The sequence below is a fragment of the Parabacteroides chongii genome (assembly GCF_029581355.1).
GTDB lineage: Bacteria > Bacteroidota > Bacteroidia > Bacteroidales > Tannerellaceae > Parabacteroides > Parabacteroides chongii.
The window spans coordinates 3,508,040-3,529,071 of sequence record NZ_CP120849.1 but is presented as its reverse complement, the minus strand read 5'-3'; the positions used below and the strand labels follow the sequence as shown (position 1 = coordinate 3,529,071).

Here is a 21,032-nt window from a genome sequence, read left to right as displayed (position 1 = left end):
GTTTACGATGTCACCTTCTATAGATTGATTTTTAATAGCTTCGATATATACACCTTTAAAGACGCAATTTTTAATCTAACTTTAATACAGCCAAGAATGCCTTCTGCGGAACTTCCACTGTTCCGATCTGTTTCATTCGCTTCTTACCTTCCTTCTGTTTTTCCAACAGTTTACGTTTACGCGAAATATCACCACCGTAACATTTGGCAGTTACATCTTTACGAACCGCCTTAATAGTTTCACGGGCGATGATCTTCGCACCGATCGCAGCCTGAATAGCAATATCGAACTGCTGGCGAGGTATCAGTTCTTTCAGTTTCTCGCACATACGACGCCCGAATGTTACACTGTTATCCACATGCGTCAAAGTAGACAAAGCATCTACCGGTTCACCGTTCAATAGAATATCCAGTTTTACCAGTTTACTCGGACGGAAATCATGAATATGGTAGTCGAAAGATGCATATCCTTTGGAGATACTTTTCAGCTTATCGTAAAAGTCAATCACAATTTCACCCAAAGGCATATCGTAATGGATCTCTACACGATCACCTGAAATATATTCCTGTTTCAGCAAAATACCACGTTTACCCAGACAAAGTGTCATGATCGGACCGATAAAAGTCGTATTGGTTATGACAGATGCGCGGATGTACGGTTCGTCAATATGATCGATCAGAGTCGGTTCTGGCAAACCGCTCGGATTATGAACTTCCAGGCAATTTCCCTTTTTATCATATACTTTATACGAAACGTTAGGCACTGTTGTAATCACATCCATATTGAACTCGCGATCCAGACGTTCCTGAACGATCTCCATATGCAACAATCCGAGGAAGCCACAACGGAAACCAAATCCCAAAGCTGCCGAACTTTCCGGCTGGAATGTCAGAGACGCGTCGTTCAATTGCAACTTTTCCAACGAAGCACGCAGATTCTCAAAATCCTCGCTGTCAATCGGATAAACGCCTGCAAAAACCATTGGCTTCACTTCCTCAAAACCAGCAATGGCCTCTTTAGCCGGACGCGCTACATGCGTGATGGTATCCCCTACCCGTACTTCACGGGAAGTCTTAATACCGGAAATAATATATCCCACATCACCGGTCCGGATCTCACTACGCGGAGACATTTCCAGTTTCAATACGCCGACTTCATCTGCATCATATTCTTTTCCTGTCGCGATGAATTTCACATGATCACCTTTACGGATCACACCGTTCACGACTTTAAAATAGGCTATAATACCGCGGAATGAGTTAAAGACAGAATCAAAGATAAGACATTGAAGCGGTCCTTCCGGATCACCCTTAGGAGCCGGAACCTTTTCTATGATCGCATCCAGTATCTCATAAACCCCTTCGCCGGTTTTTCCGCTTGCCCGGATAATATCTTCACGGGGACAGCCCAACAGTTCGACGATCTGGTCTTCCACTTCATCCGGCATCGCACTGGGAAGGTCGATCTTATTCATTACCGGAATAATCTCCAGGTCATTTTCGATCGCCATATACAGGTTGGATATAGTCTGTGCCTGGATTCCCTGGGCAGCATCGATAATAAGCAAAGCTCCTTCACAGGCTGCAATAGAACGGGAAACCTCATACGAAAAGTCCACATGTCCCGGAGTATCAATCAAATTCAGGATATATTCTTCACCTTTATAAGTATATTTCATCTGAATGGCATGACTCTTGATCGTAATGCCTCGTTCACGCTCCAGATCCATGTCGTCGAGGACCTGCGCTTGTAAGTCTTTCCCTTCGACAGTCTTGGTATATTCAAGCAACCGGTCTGCCAAAGTACTCTTACCATGGTCAATATGAGCAATAATACAGAAATTGCGGATATTCTTCATGTGCTAATTTATTTTAGGTGTGCAAAGATAGGAATTTTAGGTCAAAAACTATACTTTTGGCATACCATTTGTTGTTAATATTATATGACACTACAAGAAATAAATAAAGCATACAACCGTATAATCGGTTCATTAGATAGCAAGGAATTAAAGAATGCTTTTGATTCCATTCAGGCTCTCATATCCGGAAGTCGCGAATTATCGTTCCAGGATAAACTGAATGAATTGCAGGATACCTATAAATATATGTTACGTTATCGTATCGAAGGTGCTAAAGATCCGATGCAGGAGCAAATATATAACAAGATACAAACATCTTCGTACGAACTGGCCGACCGAATCAGGCACAAAGCACTGGCCGTCGAATCTCCTCTAGCCTTTTACAGCCGGCGCAGAAGTCTGAAGGTTCAACCGAATTTGACGTTCGAGAACTTGCATCTCCAGCTCAGCAAACATTATGCTACAGGCAACAATGCTGAATACGATGCCATACTGATGGTCCTGTTCAACAAAATATGGGTATCCGATCCTTTTACGGTCGAAGAAGCTTTTGTAATAAAGAATATCCTTTTCGATAACGAACTTCCGTTCACAACCGGTTGCCAGATCGTTTCATCATTGATGCTCGGACTTCAGGCGGCTTTCGATCTAGAAAAGCTCATGTTGCTGTTCGACGCTGCCGGTCATGAAAATGAAGAAATTAAAGTACGTGCATTAATTTCAATCCTGCTGACATTATATGTCTACAGAAAAAGGACGGCACTCTATCCGCAAATAATCAACAGACTGGATGCCCTTTCAGAGACTCCGGGCTTCACAAAAGCCATACGAACGATCACTTTGCGTTTCATCCTGGCCCGTGAAACAGAGAAGATCACTCGGAAACTACAGAACGAGATCATTCCTGAGATGATGAAGTTAAGCCCGAAGATCAGTAATAAAATAAATCTGAAAGATATTACACCTGAACAGTTGGGAGAAGAAATGAATCCTGAATGGGAAAATATATTCGCCGACAGTTCACTGGGAAAGAAGATGGAAGAATTCAGCGAACTGCAGCAAGAAGGTGCCGATGTGATGCACTCCACATTCGTTCATTTGAAAAGCTTCCCATTTTTCCGCGAATTAAGTAACTGGCTATTGCCTTTCACCACCGAACATTCATCGTTTGGTGACCGTTTCAATCAAAATAATGGGGAAAAACAGATGTTGGATTCCATGACTCTTGCTGCATTCATGTGTAATTCCGACAAATATTCATTGTATTTCAGCATGATGCAACTGCCTGAAGAAGCTAAGAAAATGATGATGAATCAATTTGACAGCCAGGCTTCTGAAATGATCCAGCAGAATAAGGAAGAACTGATCAGCAAACGGGGAAAACTGGAAACTATTACTGGACAGTATATACAGGACTTATACCGTTTCTTCAAAATATATCCGGGCCATTTGGACTTCAACGACATTTTCACAATGCCTTTGGACTTCCACAATTTAAGTATCTTGCGTCCGTATATTTCCGATGAAGAAAGTTTAAGCAGTATTGCTGAATACTATCTGCGTAAAAATTATTTCAGCGATGCTTTGACTATATTCAACCAGCTTGCTGAAACAAATCAGGAGAGTGATATTCTTTTCCAGAAGATAGGCTACTGCAAGCAGATGAATAATGACTTACAAGGGGCTTTGGAAGCCTACCTGCGAGCCGATCTTCTAAATCCAGGAAGCAAATGGGTTATCCGACGGATAGCCGGTTGTTATCGTTCTCTAAAAGAACCGGAAGAAGCATTAAAATATTATCGCAGATACGAAAAACTGAACCCCGACAATTTGTCAATTACGATTAGTATAGGACATTGTTATCTGGAACTCAGAAACTACAGTGAAGCATTAAAATGTTTTTATAAAGTCGACTATCTGGATAGTAACAATAAAGCATGGCGCCCTATCGCATGGTGCTCATTCCTGACCGGTAAATATGACCAGGCACGCAACTACTATAAAAAGATACTGGCCAACCAACCCAATACACAAGACCTGTTAAACGCAGGCCATACGGAATGGGCATTGCAAAACATAAAGGGAGCCATAGAGTTCTATAGGCAAGCTGTAGAAAAAGAAAACAGAGACTTCTATAAATTCCAGGAAGAGTTTAATCAAGATATTCCGGATTTGATTGTAGCCGGCATAGAAGATACTGAAATATCTTTGATGATGGATCAATTAAGATATGTATTAAGCGACTCTTTATAACATTCACTATAAACGGAAAAGTCCTATTCATTAAAGCATGAACAGGACTTTTTTATTAAAATTCGAATTGATATAATCGATAACCCGATTGATCTGTTTCGTATGGTCCTGTTGTTAGGAATACACATTTACATATAAAACAAAAAAGGAATCCACTCTTTCGAATGAACTCCTTTCTGTCTTTCAGCTTTCGCCTGAATAAAACGGCGGCTATCTACTCTCCCACTTTTACGCAGTACCATCGACGTGGTTGGGCTTAACTTCTCTGTTCGGAATGGGAAGAGGTGGATCCCCAACGCTATAACCACCTTAATTTCTTTTTAAGATGTTTGACTTGGACAACGTTACTTTAACGTAACCATAGAGCGAATCAATAATTGTCAATTCTTCAGATATATCAACCCTTTCTCCGGAAAAAGAAAGTCTCGGGCTATTAGTACTACTCGGCTTCGACATTACTGCCCTTACACCTGTAGCCTATCAACGTCGTAGTCTACGACGACCCTTGAGGGATATCTCATCTTGAGGCTGGCTTCGTACTTAGATGCTTTCAGCACTTATCCAATCCAGACTTAGCTACCCGGCGGTGCACCTGGCGGTACAACCGGTAAACCAGGGGTCTGTCCAACACGGTCCTCTCGTACTAGTGTCAGAGCCTCTCAAATATCCTACGCCCACGATAGATAGAGACCGAACTGTCTCACGACGTTCTGAACCCAGCTCGCGTGCCACTTTAATGGGCGAACAGCCCAACCCTTGGGACCCTCTCCAGCCCCAGGATGTGACGAGCCGACATCGAGGTGCCAAACCGCTCCGTCGATATGAGCTCTTGGGAGCGATCAGCCTGTTATCCCCGGAGTACCTTTTATCCTTTGAGCGATGGCCCTTCCATGCGGAACCACCGGATCACTATGCTCTAGTTTCCTACCTGATCGAGTTGTATCTCTCCCAGTCAAGCACCCTTATGCCATTACACTCTACGACCGGTTACCAATCGGTCTGAGGGTACCTTTAGAAGCCTCCGTTACTCTTTTGGAGGCGACCACCCCAGTCAAACTACCCACCATACAGTGTCCTCGCATACCGCGAGTTAGAACTCAAACAACCAAAGGGCCGTATTTCAACGGTGACTCCACAAACACTGGCGTGCCTGCTTCATAGTCTCCGGCCTATCCTACACATTAGTTGCCCAAATTCAATGTAAAGCTATAGTAAAGGTTCACGGGGTCTTTTCGTCCCATCGCGGGTAATCGGCATCTTCACCGATACTACAATTTCACCGAGCTCACGGTTGAGACAGTGTCCAGATCATTACACCATTCGTGCAGGTCGGAACTTACCCGACAAGGAATTTCGCTACCTTAGGACCGTTATAGTTACGGCCGCCGTTTACTGGGGCTTCAATTCAAAGCTTCTCTTGCGATGACTTCTCCTCTTAACCTTCCAGCACCGGCAGGTGTCAGGCTGTATACTTCATATTTCTATTTCGCACAGCCATGTGTTTTGTTAAACAGTTGCCTGGACCTATTCTCTGCGCCCTACCTTTCAGTAGGGACCCTTTATCCCGAAGTTACAGGGTCAATTTGCCTAGTTCCTTAACCGTGAATCACTCGAGCGCCTCAGTATTCTCAACCCAACTACGTGTGTCCGTTTACGGTACGGGTACTTTATAAATATGCTTAGCGGATTTTCTAGGAGCCTGTTTACATCCATATTACCTTGTACAAGTACTCGGTATACTGTCAGGTTCGACTCTCATGGCGGATTTGCCTACCACGATCGACATCTACACCCTTTAACCATCTATTCCGTCAGATGGCAGGACTGTCACTTCTCCGTCTCCACATCGCTCCATAAAGTAGTATGGGAATATTAAACCATTCTTCCATCGGAATCGCCGTTCGGCTTATCCTTAGGTCCCGACTTACCCTGATCCGATTAACGTTGATCAGGAAACCTTAGTCTTTCGGCGAGGAAGTTTCTCACTTCCTTTATCGTTACTTATACCTACATTTGCTTTTCCAGTTGCTCCAACAAGGGTTATCCCTTATCTTCTACGCGGCTGGAATGCTCCCCTACCATGTCTTACGACATCCATAGCTTCGGTAAACAGTTTATGCCCGAGTATTATCCACGCCAAACTCCTCGACTAGTGAGCTGTTACGCACTCTTTAAATGAATGGCTGCTTCCAAGCCAACATCCTAGCTGTCTCTGCAGTCTGACTTCGTTAGTTCAACTTAACTGTTATTTGGGGACCTTAGCTGATGGTCGGATTCTTCTCCTCTCGGACGCGGACCTTAGCACCCGCGCCCTCACTCCTTATCAATATATAGCACGCATTCGGAGTTTATCCGACTTGATAGGCGGTGAAGCCCGCATCCAATCAGTCGCTCTACCTCATGCTATACTAAATAAAGGCTGCACCTAAATGCATTTCGGGGAGTACGAGCTATCTCCAAGTTTGATTAGCCTTTCACCCCTACCCACAGTTCATCCGAAAGCTTTTCAACGCTTACCGGTTCGGTCCTCCAGTTAGTGTTACCTAACCTTCAACCTGACCATGGGTAGATCACTTGGTTTCGCGTCTACTCCCTCCGACTATACCGCCCTATTCAGACTCGCTTTCGCTTCGGCTCCGTGACTGAATCACTTAACCTTGCCGGAGAAAGTAACTCGTAGGTTCATTATGCAAAAGGCACGCCGTCACACTCGAAAGTGCTCCGACCGCTTGTAGGCAGACGGGTTCAGGGTCTATTTCACTCCTCTGTTCGAGGTTCTTTTCACCTTTCCCTCACGGTACTGGTTCGCTATCGGTCTCTCGGGAGTATTTAGCCTTACGGGATGGGCCCCGCTAATTCACACAGAATTCCTCGTGCTCCGCGCTACTCAGGATACCACTAGGCTTCGTCAGAAAGTCGTGTACGGGATTTTCACCCTCTCTGATCGCTTTTTCCAAAGCGTTCCACTTTCCTGATTTCTTGCCACGACGTGGTCCTACAACCCCGGTATTGCCTAAACAATACCGGTTTGGGCTCTTCCGCGTTCGCTCGCCACTACTTGCGGAATCATTCTTATTTTCTCCTCCTATGGGTACTTAGATGTTTCAGTTCCCCATGTTCGCCCCTCTTACGAGGTGACAGGCCTTCAACCTGCCGGGTTGCCCCATTCGGAAATCCGAGGATCAAGGATTATTTGCATCTCCCCCCGGCTTATCGCAGCTTATCACGTCCTTCATCGCCTCCGAGAGCCAAGGCATCCACCGTCTGCCCTTGCTTACTTTCTTTTTTCCGGTTACCATACGGTAAATCGGATTGATATATCTTCAGCTTGCTCTTGTTACTTTATTTTACGTTGTCCATCATGTCAAAGATCTTTTACTCATTGCTGAGTGATGTGGAGAATAACGGATTCGAACCGTTGACCCTCTGCGTGCAAGGCAGATGCTCTAGCCAGCTGAGCTAATCCCCCAGTACCTTCTTAGAGATTCTGTAGTCCCAGGCAGAGTTGAACTGCCGACCTCTACATTATCAGTGTAGCGCTCTAACCAACTGAGCTATAGGACTGTCAACTTTGCCTTGGTTGCCCTCAGCATCATTTTTCTCTCTTACTTACTTTTTATCGTAAGTATGATCTATATTTTATACATATTCAACCGTAGTACAAGTTAACTAATACCTTTAGCCAACTTGATAACGAATCCTTCGCTCCAGAAAGGAGGTGTTCCAGCCGCACCTTCCGGTACGGCTACCTTGTTACGACTTAGCCCCAGTCATCGGTTTTACCCTAGGCCGATCCTTCCGGTTACGGACTTTAGGTACCCCCAACTCCCATGGCTTGACGGGCGGTGTGTACAAGGCCCGGGAACGTATTCACCGCGCCATGGCTGATGCGCGATTACTAGCGAATCCAGCTTCACGAAGTCGGGTTGCAGACTTCGATCCGAACTGAGACATGGTTTGGAGATTAGCATCCTGTCGCCAGGTAGCTGCCCTTTGTCCATGCCATTGTAACACGTGTGTCGCCCCGGATGTAAGGGCCGTGCTGATTTGACGTCATCCCCACCTTCCTCACAGCTTACGCCGGCAGTCTCTTTAGAGTCCTCAGCACGACCTGTTAGTAACTAAAGATAAGGGTTGCGCTCGTTATGGCACTTAAGCCGACACCTCACGGCACGAGCTGACGACAACCATGCAGCACCTCGCAAATGGCTATTGCTAGAAGACCTCTTTCAAGGCCGGTCCAAATGCGTTCAAACCCGGGTAAGGTTCCTCGCGTATCATCGAATTAAACCACATGTTCCTCCGCTTGTGCGGGCCCCCGTCAATTCCTTTGAGTTTCACCGTTGCCGGCGTACTCCCCAGGTGGATTACTTAACGCTTTCGCTGTAGAGCTTACTGTGTATCGCAAACTCCTAGTAATCATCGTTTACTGCGTGGACTACCAGGGTATCTAATCCTGTTTGATCCCCACGCTTTCGTGCTTCAGTGTCAGTTATGGTTTAGTAAGCTGCCTTCGCAATCGGAGTTCTGCGTGATATCTATGCATTTCACCGCTACACCACGCATTCCGCCTACCTCAAACATACTCAAGTCCTCCAGTTTCAACGGCAATTTTATGGTTGAGCCACAAACTTTCACCGCTGACTTAAAAAACCACCTACGCACCCTTTAAACCCAATAAATCCGGATAACGCTCGGATCCTCCGTATTACCGCGGCTGCTGGCACGGAGTTAGCCGATCCTTATTCACAGGGTACATACAAAACCGGACACGTCCAGCACTTTATTCCCCTATAAAAGAAGTTTACGAACCATAGATCCTTCATCCTTCACGCGACTTGGCTGGTTCAGGCTCTCGCCCATTGACCAATATTCCTCACTGCTGCCTCCCCCGTAGGAGTCCGTCCGTGTCTCAGTACCAGTGTGGGGACCTTCCTCTCAGAACCCCTATCCATCGTGGACTTGGTGGGCCGTTACCCCACCAACTATCTAATGGAACGCATGCCCATCTATCAGCGATAACTCTTTAACAAATATCCCATGCGGGACCCCTGTTTTATGCGGTATTAGTCCGACTTTCGCCGGGTTATTCCCCTCTGATAGGCAGGTTGCATACGCGTTACTCACCCGTGCGCCGGTCGCCGGCAAAGTATTGCTACTCCCCGCTGCCCCTCGACTTGCATGTGTTAAGCCTGTCGCTAGCGTTCATCCTGAGCCAGGATCAAACTCTTCGTTGTTTAAATTGTTTTATATCTTTGCTCAGAATCCGTTAGTTTATTTTCAAGTTTTTGACGGTATTAATTTTTAATACTTGTACTACTTGTTGATATGTAAATCTTTCAAAGAACTCTTTTTGTTACACTCGCTAGATTTTTAGCGAACGTGGATGCAAAGATAAGGACTTTTATTTTATACTTCCAAATGTTTTAGGAAGTTTTTTCTAAAAGTTTTTCATCATGTTTTGCAGTGCCGTTCTCTCTCGAATGCGGATGCAAAAGTAGTGCTTTACAACATACGCTCCAAACTTTTCATGCTTTATTTTTCATAGAGAGTCGCCACATACAGAGTATAACACTGAGATACTGGTTATTAAGTACGAAAAAAAAATATTCAGCAACCTTTAAGTATTTTCTTAACAACCTGTATTATCTATATTATAGTATATATAAAAAACAAAAGCCCCGTATCCCTTTGGATATGGAGCTTTGTTTACCTCTTTGGTTTTACCCGAGGTCAACCTAAATACGATTTGAGGAGCTTGCTACGTGTTCCTTGTCTTAATCTTCTGATTGCTTTTTCCTTGATCTGGCGGACACGCTCTCTAGTGAGGCCAAATTTGTCGCCAATCTCTTCCAATGTCATTTCCTGACAGCCAATACCGAAAAACATTTTGATTATTTCGCATTCTCTTTCGGTCAGTGTAGCAAGTGCTCGGTCAATTTCTTTTGCCAATGACTCGTTCATCAACGATCGGTCAGCGATAGGAGCGTCGTCGTTCACAAGCACATCTAAAAGACTATTGTCTTCGCCCTCTACGAACGGTGCATCCACTGAGATATGTCTTCCGGATACCTTTAGAGTATCTGAAATCTTATCTACAGGAATATCCAGTTCGTCTGCCAATTCTTCGGGAGAAGGTCTACGCTCATTTTCCTGTTCGAATTTAGAGAAGGCTTTGCTGATTTTATTCAACGAACCTACCTGATTCAACGGAAGACGAACAATTCTAGACTGTTCTGCCAAAGCCTGCAAAATAGACTGACGAATCCACCATACTGCATAAGAAATAAACTTAAACCCTCTGGTTTCATCAAACTTCTCAGCCGCTTTAATCAATCCCAGGTTACCCTCGTTAATAAGGTCAGGTAAACTTAACCCCTGGTTTTGATATTGCTTAGCTACAGAAACGACGAAACGCAGGTTAGCTCTGGTTAATTTTTCCAATGCTCTCCGGTCGCCTCTTTTAATTGCCTGTGCCAATTCAACTTCCTCTTCCACTGTAATAAGATCTTCGCGGCCTATTTCCTGAAGATACTTATCAAGCGAAGCGCTTTCGCGATTGGTAATGGACTTTGTGATCTTTAACTGTCTCATCCAATGTTTTTAATTGAGAAATATCAGGGTGCAAAGATAATATTATTTTTATTGACAAAATTGGTCGAGTGCACCCTACACCCGACCAATTATAAACCTTTAACAATCTTCCCGCCAAATAAGACGAATATAACTTTATTTTATTATTCGGCTAGATCAATAGCATATACTTTTGTACGTCCGTTCGGATAAAAACCTTTTACTACGATGTAACGATCGTCTGCATTTCCTTTCAAGACCTTATCTACCAACTTCTCCAGTTGTTCGGGTGTAGAGATCTTCTGGTCATTGACAATCATGATAACGAAGCCTTTCTGGATTCCGGCATCTTTTAATTTACCTTTCAATAATCCTGCTACTTCAACACCATAACTTACACCAAGTTCACGTTTTTGTTTATCCGTCAACGCTTTAAAAGCGGCACCAAGAACATCTGCACTGTTATCACCTGCGCTCTTCACAACAGATGTACTACCCTGTGCATTACGAAGTTCTACATTAAATGTCTTACTGCTACCATTACGGTCTACAGTGACCTGAACTTTATCACCCGGGCGATATTTGCTAATTTGTTCCTGCAATGCATTAGCATTTTTAACTTTCGCTCCATTGACAGCAATAATCACGTCACCCTTCTCGATTCCAGCTTCTTTCGCAGAACTTCTATCAGCAAAATCTGATACACAAGCTCCCTCAGAAACTTTAATCTTCGATTTCAGTTCAGTCAACTCTTCTTTCAATTTACTATCCAAATTCGGATAACTCAACTGATCGGCAATATCGCCCACACTCATCATCAACACTCCAAGAACAGCACGCTGAACAGTACCATATTGTTTTAAATCGCTTGCCACCTTACCCGCAATACTGATAGGCACTGCAAATGAATATCCGGCAAAATTTCCTGTTTCAGAATAGATAGCTGTATTGATACCAACCAGTTCACCTTTCGTATTCACCAAAGCACCCCCACTGTTACCCGGGTTTACGGCTGCGTCTGTCTGAATGAATGATTCGATTTTACTTCTATCGCCTCCCATGGATATACCGCGTCCTTTTGCACTAACGATACCAGCAGTTACAGTCGATGTCAGGTTGAAAGGGTTACCTACAGCCAGCACCCACTCTCCTACTTTCAGTTTTTCAGAATCTCCAAACGGAATAGTCGGCAGATCTTTGGCATCTACTTTAATTAATGCAATATCTGTAGTAGGATCTGTTCCGATCAGTTTTGCTGAGAATTTACGGTTATCATTCAATGTTACTTCCAACTCATCGGCACCATCAATCACATGGTTATTTGTGATTATATATCCATCTGTAGAAATAATGACCCCCGAACCAGCTCCTACGCGAGGCTGCGGCTGTGGACGCTGGAAACCTCCCCGTCCTCCAAATCCGAAGAAATACTCAAAAGGATCCATATACTGCTGTTGACCTCCGCCACCCGCAGACTGTTTAGCATTCGTCGTTGCCTTGATATGTACAACTCCGTGCACCGTACTTTCCGCAGCTGTAGTAAAATCTGTATTTTCTGCAGCTACAGCATTCAGACCAGTCAACCGGTAAGGCTGATTAAAAGTATTCGCCGTTGTTGAGTTAGAGGCATTATATACGGATTGATTTTTATTCATAAGATAAGCACTCGTCCCAACTGCCGCTCCTGTACTAATAACAGCTACAAGAACAAATCCAAGCACATTTTTCCACATTTTTCTCATACTCTTTTTATTTTATCAAACATTTAAATTTAACACTTTTCTTTCGACAAAGAAAACTCAAAAAACGTGCGATTATTCCATTTGACCTTCATTTTTTATCACTTTTAACGGCGAATTATACAGGGTTAACTGCACTTAACAGTACTGTGTATTGCAAAGTACCTTTTTAACAATCATTCCCCGGTCAAATGGTCATGCTTTCAGTAATATAACAGAAAGAATGGCAGAAAGTTCAATCAAGTTGGCAGTTGACAAGTGACAATTGAGACAAAATTCTCAACCGTCTACCATCAACTGTCAACTAAAATACCTATCTTTGTCGCATTGCAGCCTGCCGGTCTGTCGCTCATCTTCGGGTGAGAGGAACGTCCGGGCAACGCAGAGCACCATACTTCTTAACGGGAAGCTGTCCGTAAGGGTAGAGTAACGTAACAGAGAATAACCGCCGGACATGTCCGGTAAGGGTGAAAAGGTGAGGTAAGAGCTCACCGGATGCCGTAGTAATACGGGATGCCGTACGTCTTATGGGTTGTAAGGTCATGTATACCGGCGCATGTAGGATTGCTCGTCCGATGCCGGGGGGTAGACCGCTAAAGCTTATCGGTGACGGTAAGACAAGATAAATGGCAGACGCTTTCGTGCAAACGGGAGTACAGAACCCGGCTTATAGGCAGGCTGCATTTTTTATTCATCAGGCAAACACCTTTTGCCCCTACAAATCACAGCATGAAGAAGAAGACGGATAAAAAGACTGCTGATAAAAAGCCTTTGATTGAACGGATCAACACCTTGCTGACAAGAACCATTCGTTTTGTAACTTACGACATTTGGAGAATCACAGAGAATGAAGTAAGCGGTCTGAAAGAGCTTTATATCAACACGATCAAAACAATCATACTTGCTGTACGCGGATTCAACAGCGAGAATCTGCAAACCAAAGCTTCAGCCCTTACCTACAGTACTTTTCTGGCAATTGTTCCTCTTTTGGCAGTATTGGTCGGGATAGCCAAAGGATTCGGATTCCAGGCCACTGTGAGGAAAGAACTACTTTATTACTTTCCCGGACATGAAAACGAACTGAACAAAGCCTTTCAATATGTGGAAAATTATTTGGCACAGGCACAGGGCGGCGTTATCATCGGAATCGGTCTTGTTCTGCTATTCTATACGGTCATCAACCTGATTTCTTCCATTGAAGATACTTTTAACGATATCTGGCAAATAAAGAAATCACGACCCTGGTATCGGAAAATATCCGACTATCTGGCTTTGTTCCTCATATTACCGATATTGATGACGGCCTCCAGCGGGCTTTCCATCTTTGCTTCTACGCTTCAAAATTCATTCTTGAGCAACTATCTGTTTTTCACTCCGATCGTGGAACTTGCTCTGAATGTAGTACCTTATATTATTACGATCATGGCTTTTACCGGTTTATACCTGTCTCTTCCCAATACAAAAGTCAGGTTCATCAACGGTTTGGTTGCAGGAGTGATTGCCGGTTGTGCTTTCCAGTTCTTTCAGTTCATATATATCAGCGGACAGATTTGGGTAAGTAAATACAATGCCATTTACGGTAGCTTTGCCGCTTTGCCTTTATTGCTGCTTTGGTTACAACTATCCTGGTTGATATGCCTTTTCGGAGCGGAACTGTCTTATGCCTCACAGAATGTGAAGAAGTTTAGTTTTGAGCGCGACAGTAAAAATATCAGCCGCAGATACAAAGATTTCCTGACCTTGCTTATCTCTTCCTTGATCATCAAACGGTTCGTCAATGGAGAGAAACCCTATACGGCCGATGAGCTGTCGGACGCTTATCGCATTCCCATCCGTCTCACGACAGACATACTTTATCTACTTACCGAACTCGGAATCATCATCGAAGTAAATTACGGCGACGATGAGCGTGTAGCCTACTATCAACCGGCCATCGACATCAATAAGATAACAGTCGGTTACCTGTTTGCAAAGATGGATGAATATGGTTCCGAAAATTTCAAGATAGATACTTCCAAACTTTTTACCAAAGAATGGCATGCATTACTGAAAACCCGGGAAGATATGATCAAAGCAAACGATAATATCCTGCTCAAAGATCTATGAACACCTCAGACCTGACACACGGTTCCGTATGGAAAGTGATCATTCGTTTCGCTTTGCCGCTGCTTATCGGGAACTTACTGCAACAGCTCTATAATATTACGGACAGTATTATCATCGGGCAGTTCTTGGGAAAAGAAGCACTAGCTGCCGTTTCCGCCTCTTTTTTCATTTACTATTTTATTATATCATTGGTTATCGGTGTCGGAAGCGGTACATCCGTTGTCGTTTCGCAATTCTTCGGAGCCAAACAATATGATAAAGTGCAGCGGGCATTCTCTTCCTTTTTTATATTTATGCTGGTGGCAGGCATCGCCCTTTCCATCGCCGGAATCATATTTGCAGAACCGATCTTCCGTCTGACCAATACACCGGAAGAAGTCATACCGGGTGCCGTTGCTTATTTCAGGATTTATATAGGAGGAACTTTCCTGTTTGTGACATTCAACAGTATTATCTCCATATTAAGGGGTGTAGGTGAATCGATCCGTCCGATGATCTTCATTTTCATCACGACAGTACTGAATATCGTCCTGGATTTACTTTTTATCGTAGGCTTCGACTGGGGAATCGAAGGAGCAGCACGTGCAACCGTCATCGCGCAGGGCATTGGCATGTGTGTCGCTTTGGGATATGTAAACAACACGCATCCCCTGCTCTCCATCAAAAAACAGGATTTACTGTTTGATATGAAACTCTTCAAGGAAGGTTTGAAAATAGGATTGCCGACCAGCGTCCAGCAGTGTGCAATCGCATTAGGGCTGATCGCACTCCTCGGAATAGTAAACAGTTTCGGTACTGATACGCTGACGGCCTATGGTGCTGCAGGCAAAATAGATACCATCATAACACAAGCCGTTCTCACCCTGTCCGGAGCACTGGCTGCCTTTTGCGGACAAAATATCGGAGCCGGTCGTTTCGACCGTGTTCGCCAGGGACTTCGTTTCACCATGCTGGTCAATGTTATATTCAGCGTGATCACTTTTGCCGCCGTTTACTTTTTCGGAGAGGAGATGATGTGCGCATTCACCAACGATCCGGCTGTTATCGCTATCGGGAAAGAATATTTACTGATCATCGGAGGATTCTTTATTGTACACGGTGCTTTGAACATATACAACGGAGCACTCCGTGGTGCAGGCGATACCATTTTCACGATGATTACCAGCCTGCTCTGTCTGTGGTTGATCCGTATTCCGCTGGCTTACCAACTAAGTGCCTGGTACGGGCGGCAAGGGATCTGGTGGGCAATCGGGATCAGTATTGCCATCGGGTTGCTTATTACCTATATATATTACAAGATGGATATTTGGAAGAAAAGATGTGTCGTGAAATGAATCGACAAAACGAAACCGGGTCGAATGCCCGGTCGCTCTGCCGTTGTCTGGCTTATGAGAGGAAATCTTTCATTTGAACTGCATCATTTTGCTGATGTACTTGCCTACAATATCAAATTCCAAATTGACTACCGTACCTTTTTCGATCTGGCAGAAGTTCGTATTATCATGTGTATAAGGAATAATAGCCACTTCAAAACTATTTTGCTGTGAGTTGCAGACAGTCAGGCTGACACCGTTCACGCAAACGGAACCTTTTTCCACCGTCATATACCCTTGTTGCGCCATTGCTTTGTCAAATGTATATTCAAATGTATAATACCAGCTACCGTCAGCCTCGCGTACATCTTTACATACAGCAGTCTGATCCACATGTCCCTGTACGATATGACCGTCCAGTCGACCATTCATCAGCATGCTTCGTTCCAGATTGACCAGATCACCCACTTTCAGCAATCCCAGATTAGATCGGTCCAGAGTTTCCTGAATGGCTGTCACCGTATATGTATCGTCAGTCAGACTTACAACTGTAAGGCATACGCCGTTATGTGCCACACTCTGATCAATTTTCAGCTCATTTACAAATGAACATTTCATTGTGATATGCAGGTTTCCCTGATCTGTGTTCAACGCAACCACCTGAGCTGCTTCTTCTACAATTCCTGAGAACATAGTCTATTTATTATTTAAATTAATATTTTCAACACCAAAGATAGATAGAAATGGTGTACTTTCCCTTAAAATGGGTAAATTTGTGCAGACAACCTTTTAAACTCATTTAATTACAGTCATTATGTCAATGCACGAAATAGAAAGTCTGGTAGAATATTCAGTGAAAACAGTCGCTACTGCATCACCCGTTCCGCCTTTAGCCAAGAGCATATGCTTCAGTCTTTACCAAATTCAAGATCTATTCGATTGCGGATACACCCTGCTACGGGTACGTGATGAATTAGTACAACTTGGATACCTCTACCTTCTACCACCGGAACTACTACCGGACCCAGAACGTAGCCAAGCAATGAAATTCAAGAAACGAAGTGGCTTTTTCGCCAAAGGAACATACTTTGACCACAAGACAAACCGCTGCTGCATCACTGCCGGTTCGAAACTATGGAAAAAACTACTGTCGCTCGGTATCCTGCCGGCAGAGGACCCACAGGAAGTCCGAGAGCTCTCTCCTTTTGAACTGATAGAAACCATTGTACCATTGGCTTCGGAACGATTTGCCCAAGGTGACCAGACTGCCGTTGATACACTGGGACTCTGGTATGGACTTTTTCCCATCATTTGTATTATGACAGGATACGACGAACAGCCGGAAGCTGAAAAGCTTGAGAATATGCTCAGCCTCGTTGCCTTCCCCGAAGCCTTTAAGGCCGCAGAAGAATATGTCAGAGATATGGATTTCGAAGATTTTATCGACGAGGAAGAGATGCCTTTCCTGGAGGAATGGAGTGCACCGTATAAATTATGGAAAGGACTGAATGATGAAGACGACTACGAAGATGAAGATGACGAAACGCTATGTCCGGAGTTTTACAGGAACCTGGTGTACGAGTGCATGAGCAAGAATGAGTTTGCAGAAGCCGATCGGTATGCTTCCTACATGGGAGATGAAAAGGATCCCTCATGTCTGCTCCATCGCTGTATGATAAGTCTCGCCTGCCACCATTGGATAAAAAGACAGACACCGCGTCCTCTGCCACCGGAAAGCCTTCTCACTATTGCCGAGACAAAAGCGGGACTTGAATATCTGATCGAACTACCGGTACCGGAACAAGAACGAACTTTATGCCGTATGTTTGTGTTGCAGACACTGATATTATCGGGTGATTATCCGGCTGCCGTCGAAATGCATCAACAGATGTACATCGAAGCGATTGCCGCCTTAAAAAAACGTCGCAATGGATATGCAAAACAAATGCAAGAGATTGCGTTATCCATCAGTTATTTCCAATTGCTCCAAGATAGCCTCCCGGACGACTATCTCCCGAAAAAAGAACTGATAAAAAGCGGCTTGCCGGGATTAATGAAACTGTCCGCCGCCAGGGAATTAAGTTGTAAATTACTCGACAAAAGACCGCAAGAAGCAGAGACATTACATGATTACCTGGAACAGTGTGATCTCCTGATGCCGTATATCGAAGAATAACATCCGCTGCATGCCTCAGTATAATATAAAATATTATATTTGTCACTAGTAAATCAATCTACAAAATTATGGACGCACAAAAAGTCGATATGTTCCTCATGACGAACAGTAGCAAATTGCCTGCCAGTCAGATGCCTTTTATCAGAGATCGTTTGTTAGCCTTAGATGAATCCAAGCTGATTTATTTACAAACCTGCGATTTTAAAGATCCGACAACGATACTTATCATTTCCGTCTTCCTGGGATCACTGGGTATAGACCGTTTCCTGATAGGTGACATAGGTTTGGGAGTCGGTAAATTAGTGACCCTGGGGGGCTGCGGAATCTGGTCGATCATCGACTGGTTCCTCATCATGGATGCTACTAAAAAGAAAAATCTGGAACAGCTACAAAACGTATTAATGCTTTAATCCTGTTTCTTGTGGGAATAAGAAATAAATATGTATATCCTGCCATAGTTATTATGGTGGGATATGCTTTATTATCAATCCCATGTATCTTCCATACCATTACCGGATATCCCTGTCCGGCATGCGGCACGCGACGTGCCTTACTCAGTCTGTTGAAAGGAGACATTTATACTTCTGTCCTGATCAATCCTTACGGATTACTATTGGCATTACTGGTTATTTTTTACACAACCGGACTTATATCCGATTTCGTACGAAAAAACCGCCAGTTCCGTGACTGGCTAAAAAGATCAGAACAGCTTCTTGCTAACAAATACATTCTCATGCTGATAATCTTACTTATGCTCCTGAATTGGATGTGGAATATCCATAAAGGTCTGTAGAAGACAGGAGAAATAACTATCTTTGCAAAACATTTATAATCTACTAACACGATCATATGGAAGCTAAAAAAGTAGACCAGTTCCTTCTGGCCAATGAACATAAATTTCCGGAATATGAGATTCCTATCAATCATCTGCTAAATCTCACCCCGGAAAAAGAATGCCTTTTAATGACAACTCCTTTTAAAAGTCCGGGTAAAATACTTCTAGCTTCTATCTTCCTCGGAATGTTTGGTGTGGACCGTTTCCTGGTCGGTAATATAGGGAAAGGGATCGGTAAACTTCTCACCGGAGGCGGATTGGGGATTTGGTGGCTCATCGACTGGTTCCTGATTACCGGAGTAACAAAAAGGAAAAATATGGAGAAACTCAATCTGATAGTCAACAACTAACCATCTAATGCATAGACGCACTGAACGCCATTGTCGTAATCAAGAAAAATAAAAGAGACTGTCAAAGTCTGTAGTAATACAAACTTTTGACAGTCTCTTCTTTTATATCATGCGCGGAACGCTATTACTTAGCCTGTTCCAACTGCAACGTCTTAGTCGGTTCGTCGCAAACTTCTGTCGGACCGAAGTACTGGATCGGACCCGGATAAACATAGCTTGTAGTCAATGCCCATTCGTCGCGGTTGGCAGCGAACTTCTTGAAAGGAGCACCGTCCAGTTTCACCAAAGCTTTCTGGATAACCGGTTTCATTTCGCCATGACGTTTTTCCATGTTCATCATCATTGTTACAGGAATACCACCGGCAATCCACTTGTCAGCAGGAGCAGTCGTATTACGTACAGATGACATATAACCAGTCTTACCAGAAGCGATCAGGCAAGAAGCAGTGTAACCCAAAGAATAGCAGTAGTCAGCATCGTAGTTAGACGGAGCAGCGCAACGACCTTCGTAACCGAAGAAGTGGTGCTGTGCAGCAAACTTACCGTTATATTTACCTTCTGCCTTCCACTGAGCCAGCTTGTTGCCAACCATTTCAGACAGCAGTTTTTCTGTTTCGATCAGAGAAACCTGAACGTTTCCGTGCGGGTCACGATCCAAAGAAAGCTGACGTGCAACGCCTTCCGGCAGAGAAGCATACAGGTCAGAGTTTTCTTTTGTCAGCTTGCTGATGATATAAGCACGCTGTTCGCTCTTCTTGATCATCTTAAATTCTGCATCGTGTTTAGCCAGGAAGTCGTTCAATTCAGCGATCAGACGCTTCATAGCCGGAACGAATTCAATCAGACCTTCAGGGATCAATACAGTACCGAAGTTATGTCCTTCTTCAGCACGTTTTGCAACGATACCTGCTATATATGTAACAATATCATCCAAAGACATGTTCTTTTCTTCCACTTCTTCAGAAATGATACAGATGTTCGGCTGAGTCTGCAAAGCACATTCCAGTGCGATGTGAGAAGCAGAACGTCCCATCAATTTGATGAAGTGCCAGTATTTCTGAGCTGAGTTACAATCACGTTGGATGTTACCGATCACTTCTGAATATACTTTACAAGCAGTATCGAAGCCGAAAGAAGTTTCAATCTGTTCGTTCTTCAAGTCACCATCGATCGTCTTCGGACAACCGATAACCTGTACACCTGCGTTGATAGCTTTGTAATATTCAGCCAATACGCAAGCATTTGTATTTGAGTCGTCACCACCGATAATAACCAGAGCAGAGATACCCAGTTCTTTCAGGATTTCAAGACCTTTGTCGAACTGTTCTTTTGTTTCCAGTTTAGTACGACCTGAACCGATCATATCGAAACCACCTGTATTACGATATTCATCGATAATATCAGCTGTCAGTTCCATATATTTGTGATCGATCAGACCACCGGGACCCAGGATAAAGCCATACAGACGAGAGTCTTTGTTTGTAGCTTTTACACCGTCGAAGATACCGGCAATCACGTTATGACCACCAGGAGCCTGACCGCCTGACAGGATCACACCTACATTGATAGCAGGCATATCTTTCTTTTCGCTGCTCTTTTCGAAAGTAACGATCGGCATCCCGTACGTGTTAGGGAACAGTTTTTTGATATCTTCCTGATCGGCTACTGATTCTGTATACTCGCCGTCAACGGCTTTTACAGCACCTTTCAATGCAGCGGGTACCTTAGGCTGGTAAGCTGCTCTTGCAATTTGTAATGCGCTCTTTGTCATTTCTTAATCTGATTTATATAGAAATTATCTGATTTACTCCTAAAAGCGGTGCAAATAT

The 21,032-nt window shown here is 43.9% G+C and carries 12 protein-coding genes, 2 tRNA genes, 3 rRNA genes and 1 other RNA gene; 8 read left to right on the top strand and 10 right to left on the bottom strand.

Translation table 11 applies throughout. The features are described 5' to 3' along the window. Window positions 1-70: 70 nt before the first annotated feature. Complete coding sequence (gene lepA / locus P3L47_RS13115) at window positions 71-1,858, bottom strand: translation elongation factor 4 (protein WP_122362702.1); 1,788 nt, start codon at window positions 1,856-1,858, stop codon at window positions 71-73. 84 nt (window positions 1,859-1,942) lie between these two features. Between lepA and P3L47_RS13110 the strand changes: the two genes are divergently transcribed. Continuing rightward, on the top strand, window positions 1,943-4,111 hold the full coding sequence (locus tag P3L47_RS13110) for a tetratricopeptide repeat protein (RefSeq protein WP_277781057.1): 2,169 nt from the start codon (window positions 1,943-1,945) through the stop codon (window positions 4,109-4,111). A 201-nt stretch (window positions 4,112-4,312) separates the two neighbouring features. Here the strand turns inward: P3L47_RS13110 and rrf are convergent. The 7 genes from rrf to P3L47_RS13075 all read right to left on the bottom strand — a co-directional run bounded on the left by rrf (window position 4,313) and on the right by P3L47_RS13075 (window position 12,426). Beyond that, window positions 4,313-4,423 (bottom strand): 5S ribosomal RNA (gene rrf / locus P3L47_RS13105). A 102-nt stretch (window positions 4,424-4,525) separates the two neighbouring features. Further along, window positions 4,526-7,395 (bottom strand): 23S ribosomal RNA (locus P3L47_RS13100). A 111-nt stretch (window positions 7,396-7,506) separates the two neighbouring features. Beyond that, window positions 7,507-7,580 (bottom strand) — tRNA-Ala (locus tag P3L47_RS13095). A 21-nt stretch (window positions 7,581-7,601) separates the two neighbouring features. Beyond that, a tRNA-Ile gene (locus P3L47_RS13090) sits at window positions 7,602-7,675 on the bottom strand. Window positions 7,676-7,822: 147 nt separating this feature from the next. Beyond that, window positions 7,823-9,348 (bottom strand): 16S ribosomal RNA (locus tag P3L47_RS13085). Together the 16S, 23S and 5S rRNA genes with 2 tRNA genes alongside form the textbook arrangement of a ribosomal RNA operon. 496 nt (window positions 9,349-9,844) lie before the next feature. After that, window positions 9,845-10,705: a sigma-70 family RNA polymerase sigma factor gene (locus tag P3L47_RS13080; protein ID WP_005641668.1), complete on the bottom strand. Its 861-nt coding sequence runs from the start codon at window positions 10,703-10,705 to the stop codon at window positions 9,845-9,847. A 143-nt stretch (window positions 10,706-10,848) separates the two neighbouring features. Beyond that, complete coding sequence (locus P3L47_RS13075) at window positions 10,849-12,426, bottom strand: Do family serine endopeptidase (protein WP_277781056.1); 1,578 nt, start codon at window positions 12,424-12,426, stop codon at window positions 10,849-10,851. A gap of 326 nt (window positions 12,427-12,752) precedes the next feature. Here P3L47_RS13075 and rnpB point away from each other — a divergent pair. From rnpB to P3L47_RS13060, 3 genes are all read left to right on the top strand, one after another. Next, window positions 12,753-13,109, top strand: an RNA gene (gene rnpB / locus P3L47_RS13070) — RNase P RNA component class A. Between the two features lie 43 nt (window positions 13,110-13,152). Then, window positions 13,153-14,529 carry a YihY/virulence factor BrkB family protein gene (locus P3L47_RS13065; RefSeq protein WP_122360537.1) on the top strand — a complete coding sequence of 459 codons (1,377 nt, stop codon included), beginning with the start codon at window positions 13,153-13,155 and terminating at the stop codon, window positions 14,527-14,529. Then, complete coding sequence (locus P3L47_RS13060) at window positions 14,526-15,863, top strand: MATE family efflux transporter (protein ID WP_277781055.1); 1,338 nt, start codon at window positions 14,526-14,528, stop codon at window positions 15,861-15,863. Before P3L47_RS13065 ends, P3L47_RS13060 begins: the two co-directional genes overlap by 4 nt. Window positions 15,864-15,932: 69 nt before the next feature. On the opposite strand, the gene P3L47_RS13055 is transcribed toward P3L47_RS13060, so the two are convergent. Beyond that, window positions 15,933-16,535, bottom strand: a complete 603-nt coding sequence (locus P3L47_RS13055; protein WP_122360539.1) for a riboflavin synthase — start codon at window positions 16,533-16,535, stop codon at window positions 15,933-15,935. A 121-nt stretch (window positions 16,536-16,656) separates the two neighbouring features. Here P3L47_RS13055 and P3L47_RS13050 point away from each other — a divergent pair, with 121 nt between their 5' ends. The 4 genes from P3L47_RS13050 (at window position 16,657) to P3L47_RS13035 (ending at window position 19,203) form a co-directional block, all read left to right on the top strand. Continuing rightward, window positions 16,657-18,018 carry a hypothetical protein gene (locus P3L47_RS13050; RefSeq protein ID WP_277781054.1) on the top strand — a complete coding sequence of 454 codons (1,362 nt, stop codon included), beginning with the start codon at window positions 16,657-16,659 and terminating at the stop codon, window positions 18,016-18,018. Between the two features lie 68 nt (window positions 18,019-18,086). Further along, on the top strand, window positions 18,087-18,428 hold the full coding sequence (locus tag P3L47_RS13045; protein WP_122360541.1) for a TM2 domain-containing protein: 342 nt from the start codon (window positions 18,087-18,089) through the stop codon (window positions 18,426-18,428). A gap of 11 nt (window positions 18,429-18,439) precedes the next feature. Continuing rightward, complete coding sequence (locus tag P3L47_RS13040) at window positions 18,440-18,811, top strand: DUF2752 domain-containing protein (protein WP_277781053.1); 372 nt, start codon at window positions 18,440-18,442, stop codon at window positions 18,809-18,811. 56 nt (window positions 18,812-18,867) lie between these two features. Beyond that, window positions 18,868-19,203: a TM2 domain-containing protein gene (locus tag P3L47_RS13035; RefSeq protein WP_277781052.1), complete on the top strand. Its 336-nt coding sequence runs from the start codon at window positions 18,868-18,870 to the stop codon at window positions 19,201-19,203. Window positions 19,204-19,327: 124 nt separating this feature from the next. On the opposite strand, the gene P3L47_RS13030 is transcribed toward P3L47_RS13035, so the two are convergent. Further along, window positions 19,328-20,974 (bottom strand): diphosphate--fructose-6-phosphate 1-phosphotransferase, encoded by a 1,647-nt coding sequence (locus P3L47_RS13030; protein WP_277781051.1) that lies wholly within the window; start codon window positions 20,972-20,974, stop codon window positions 19,328-19,330. Window positions 20,975-21,032: the final 58 nt, after the last annotated feature.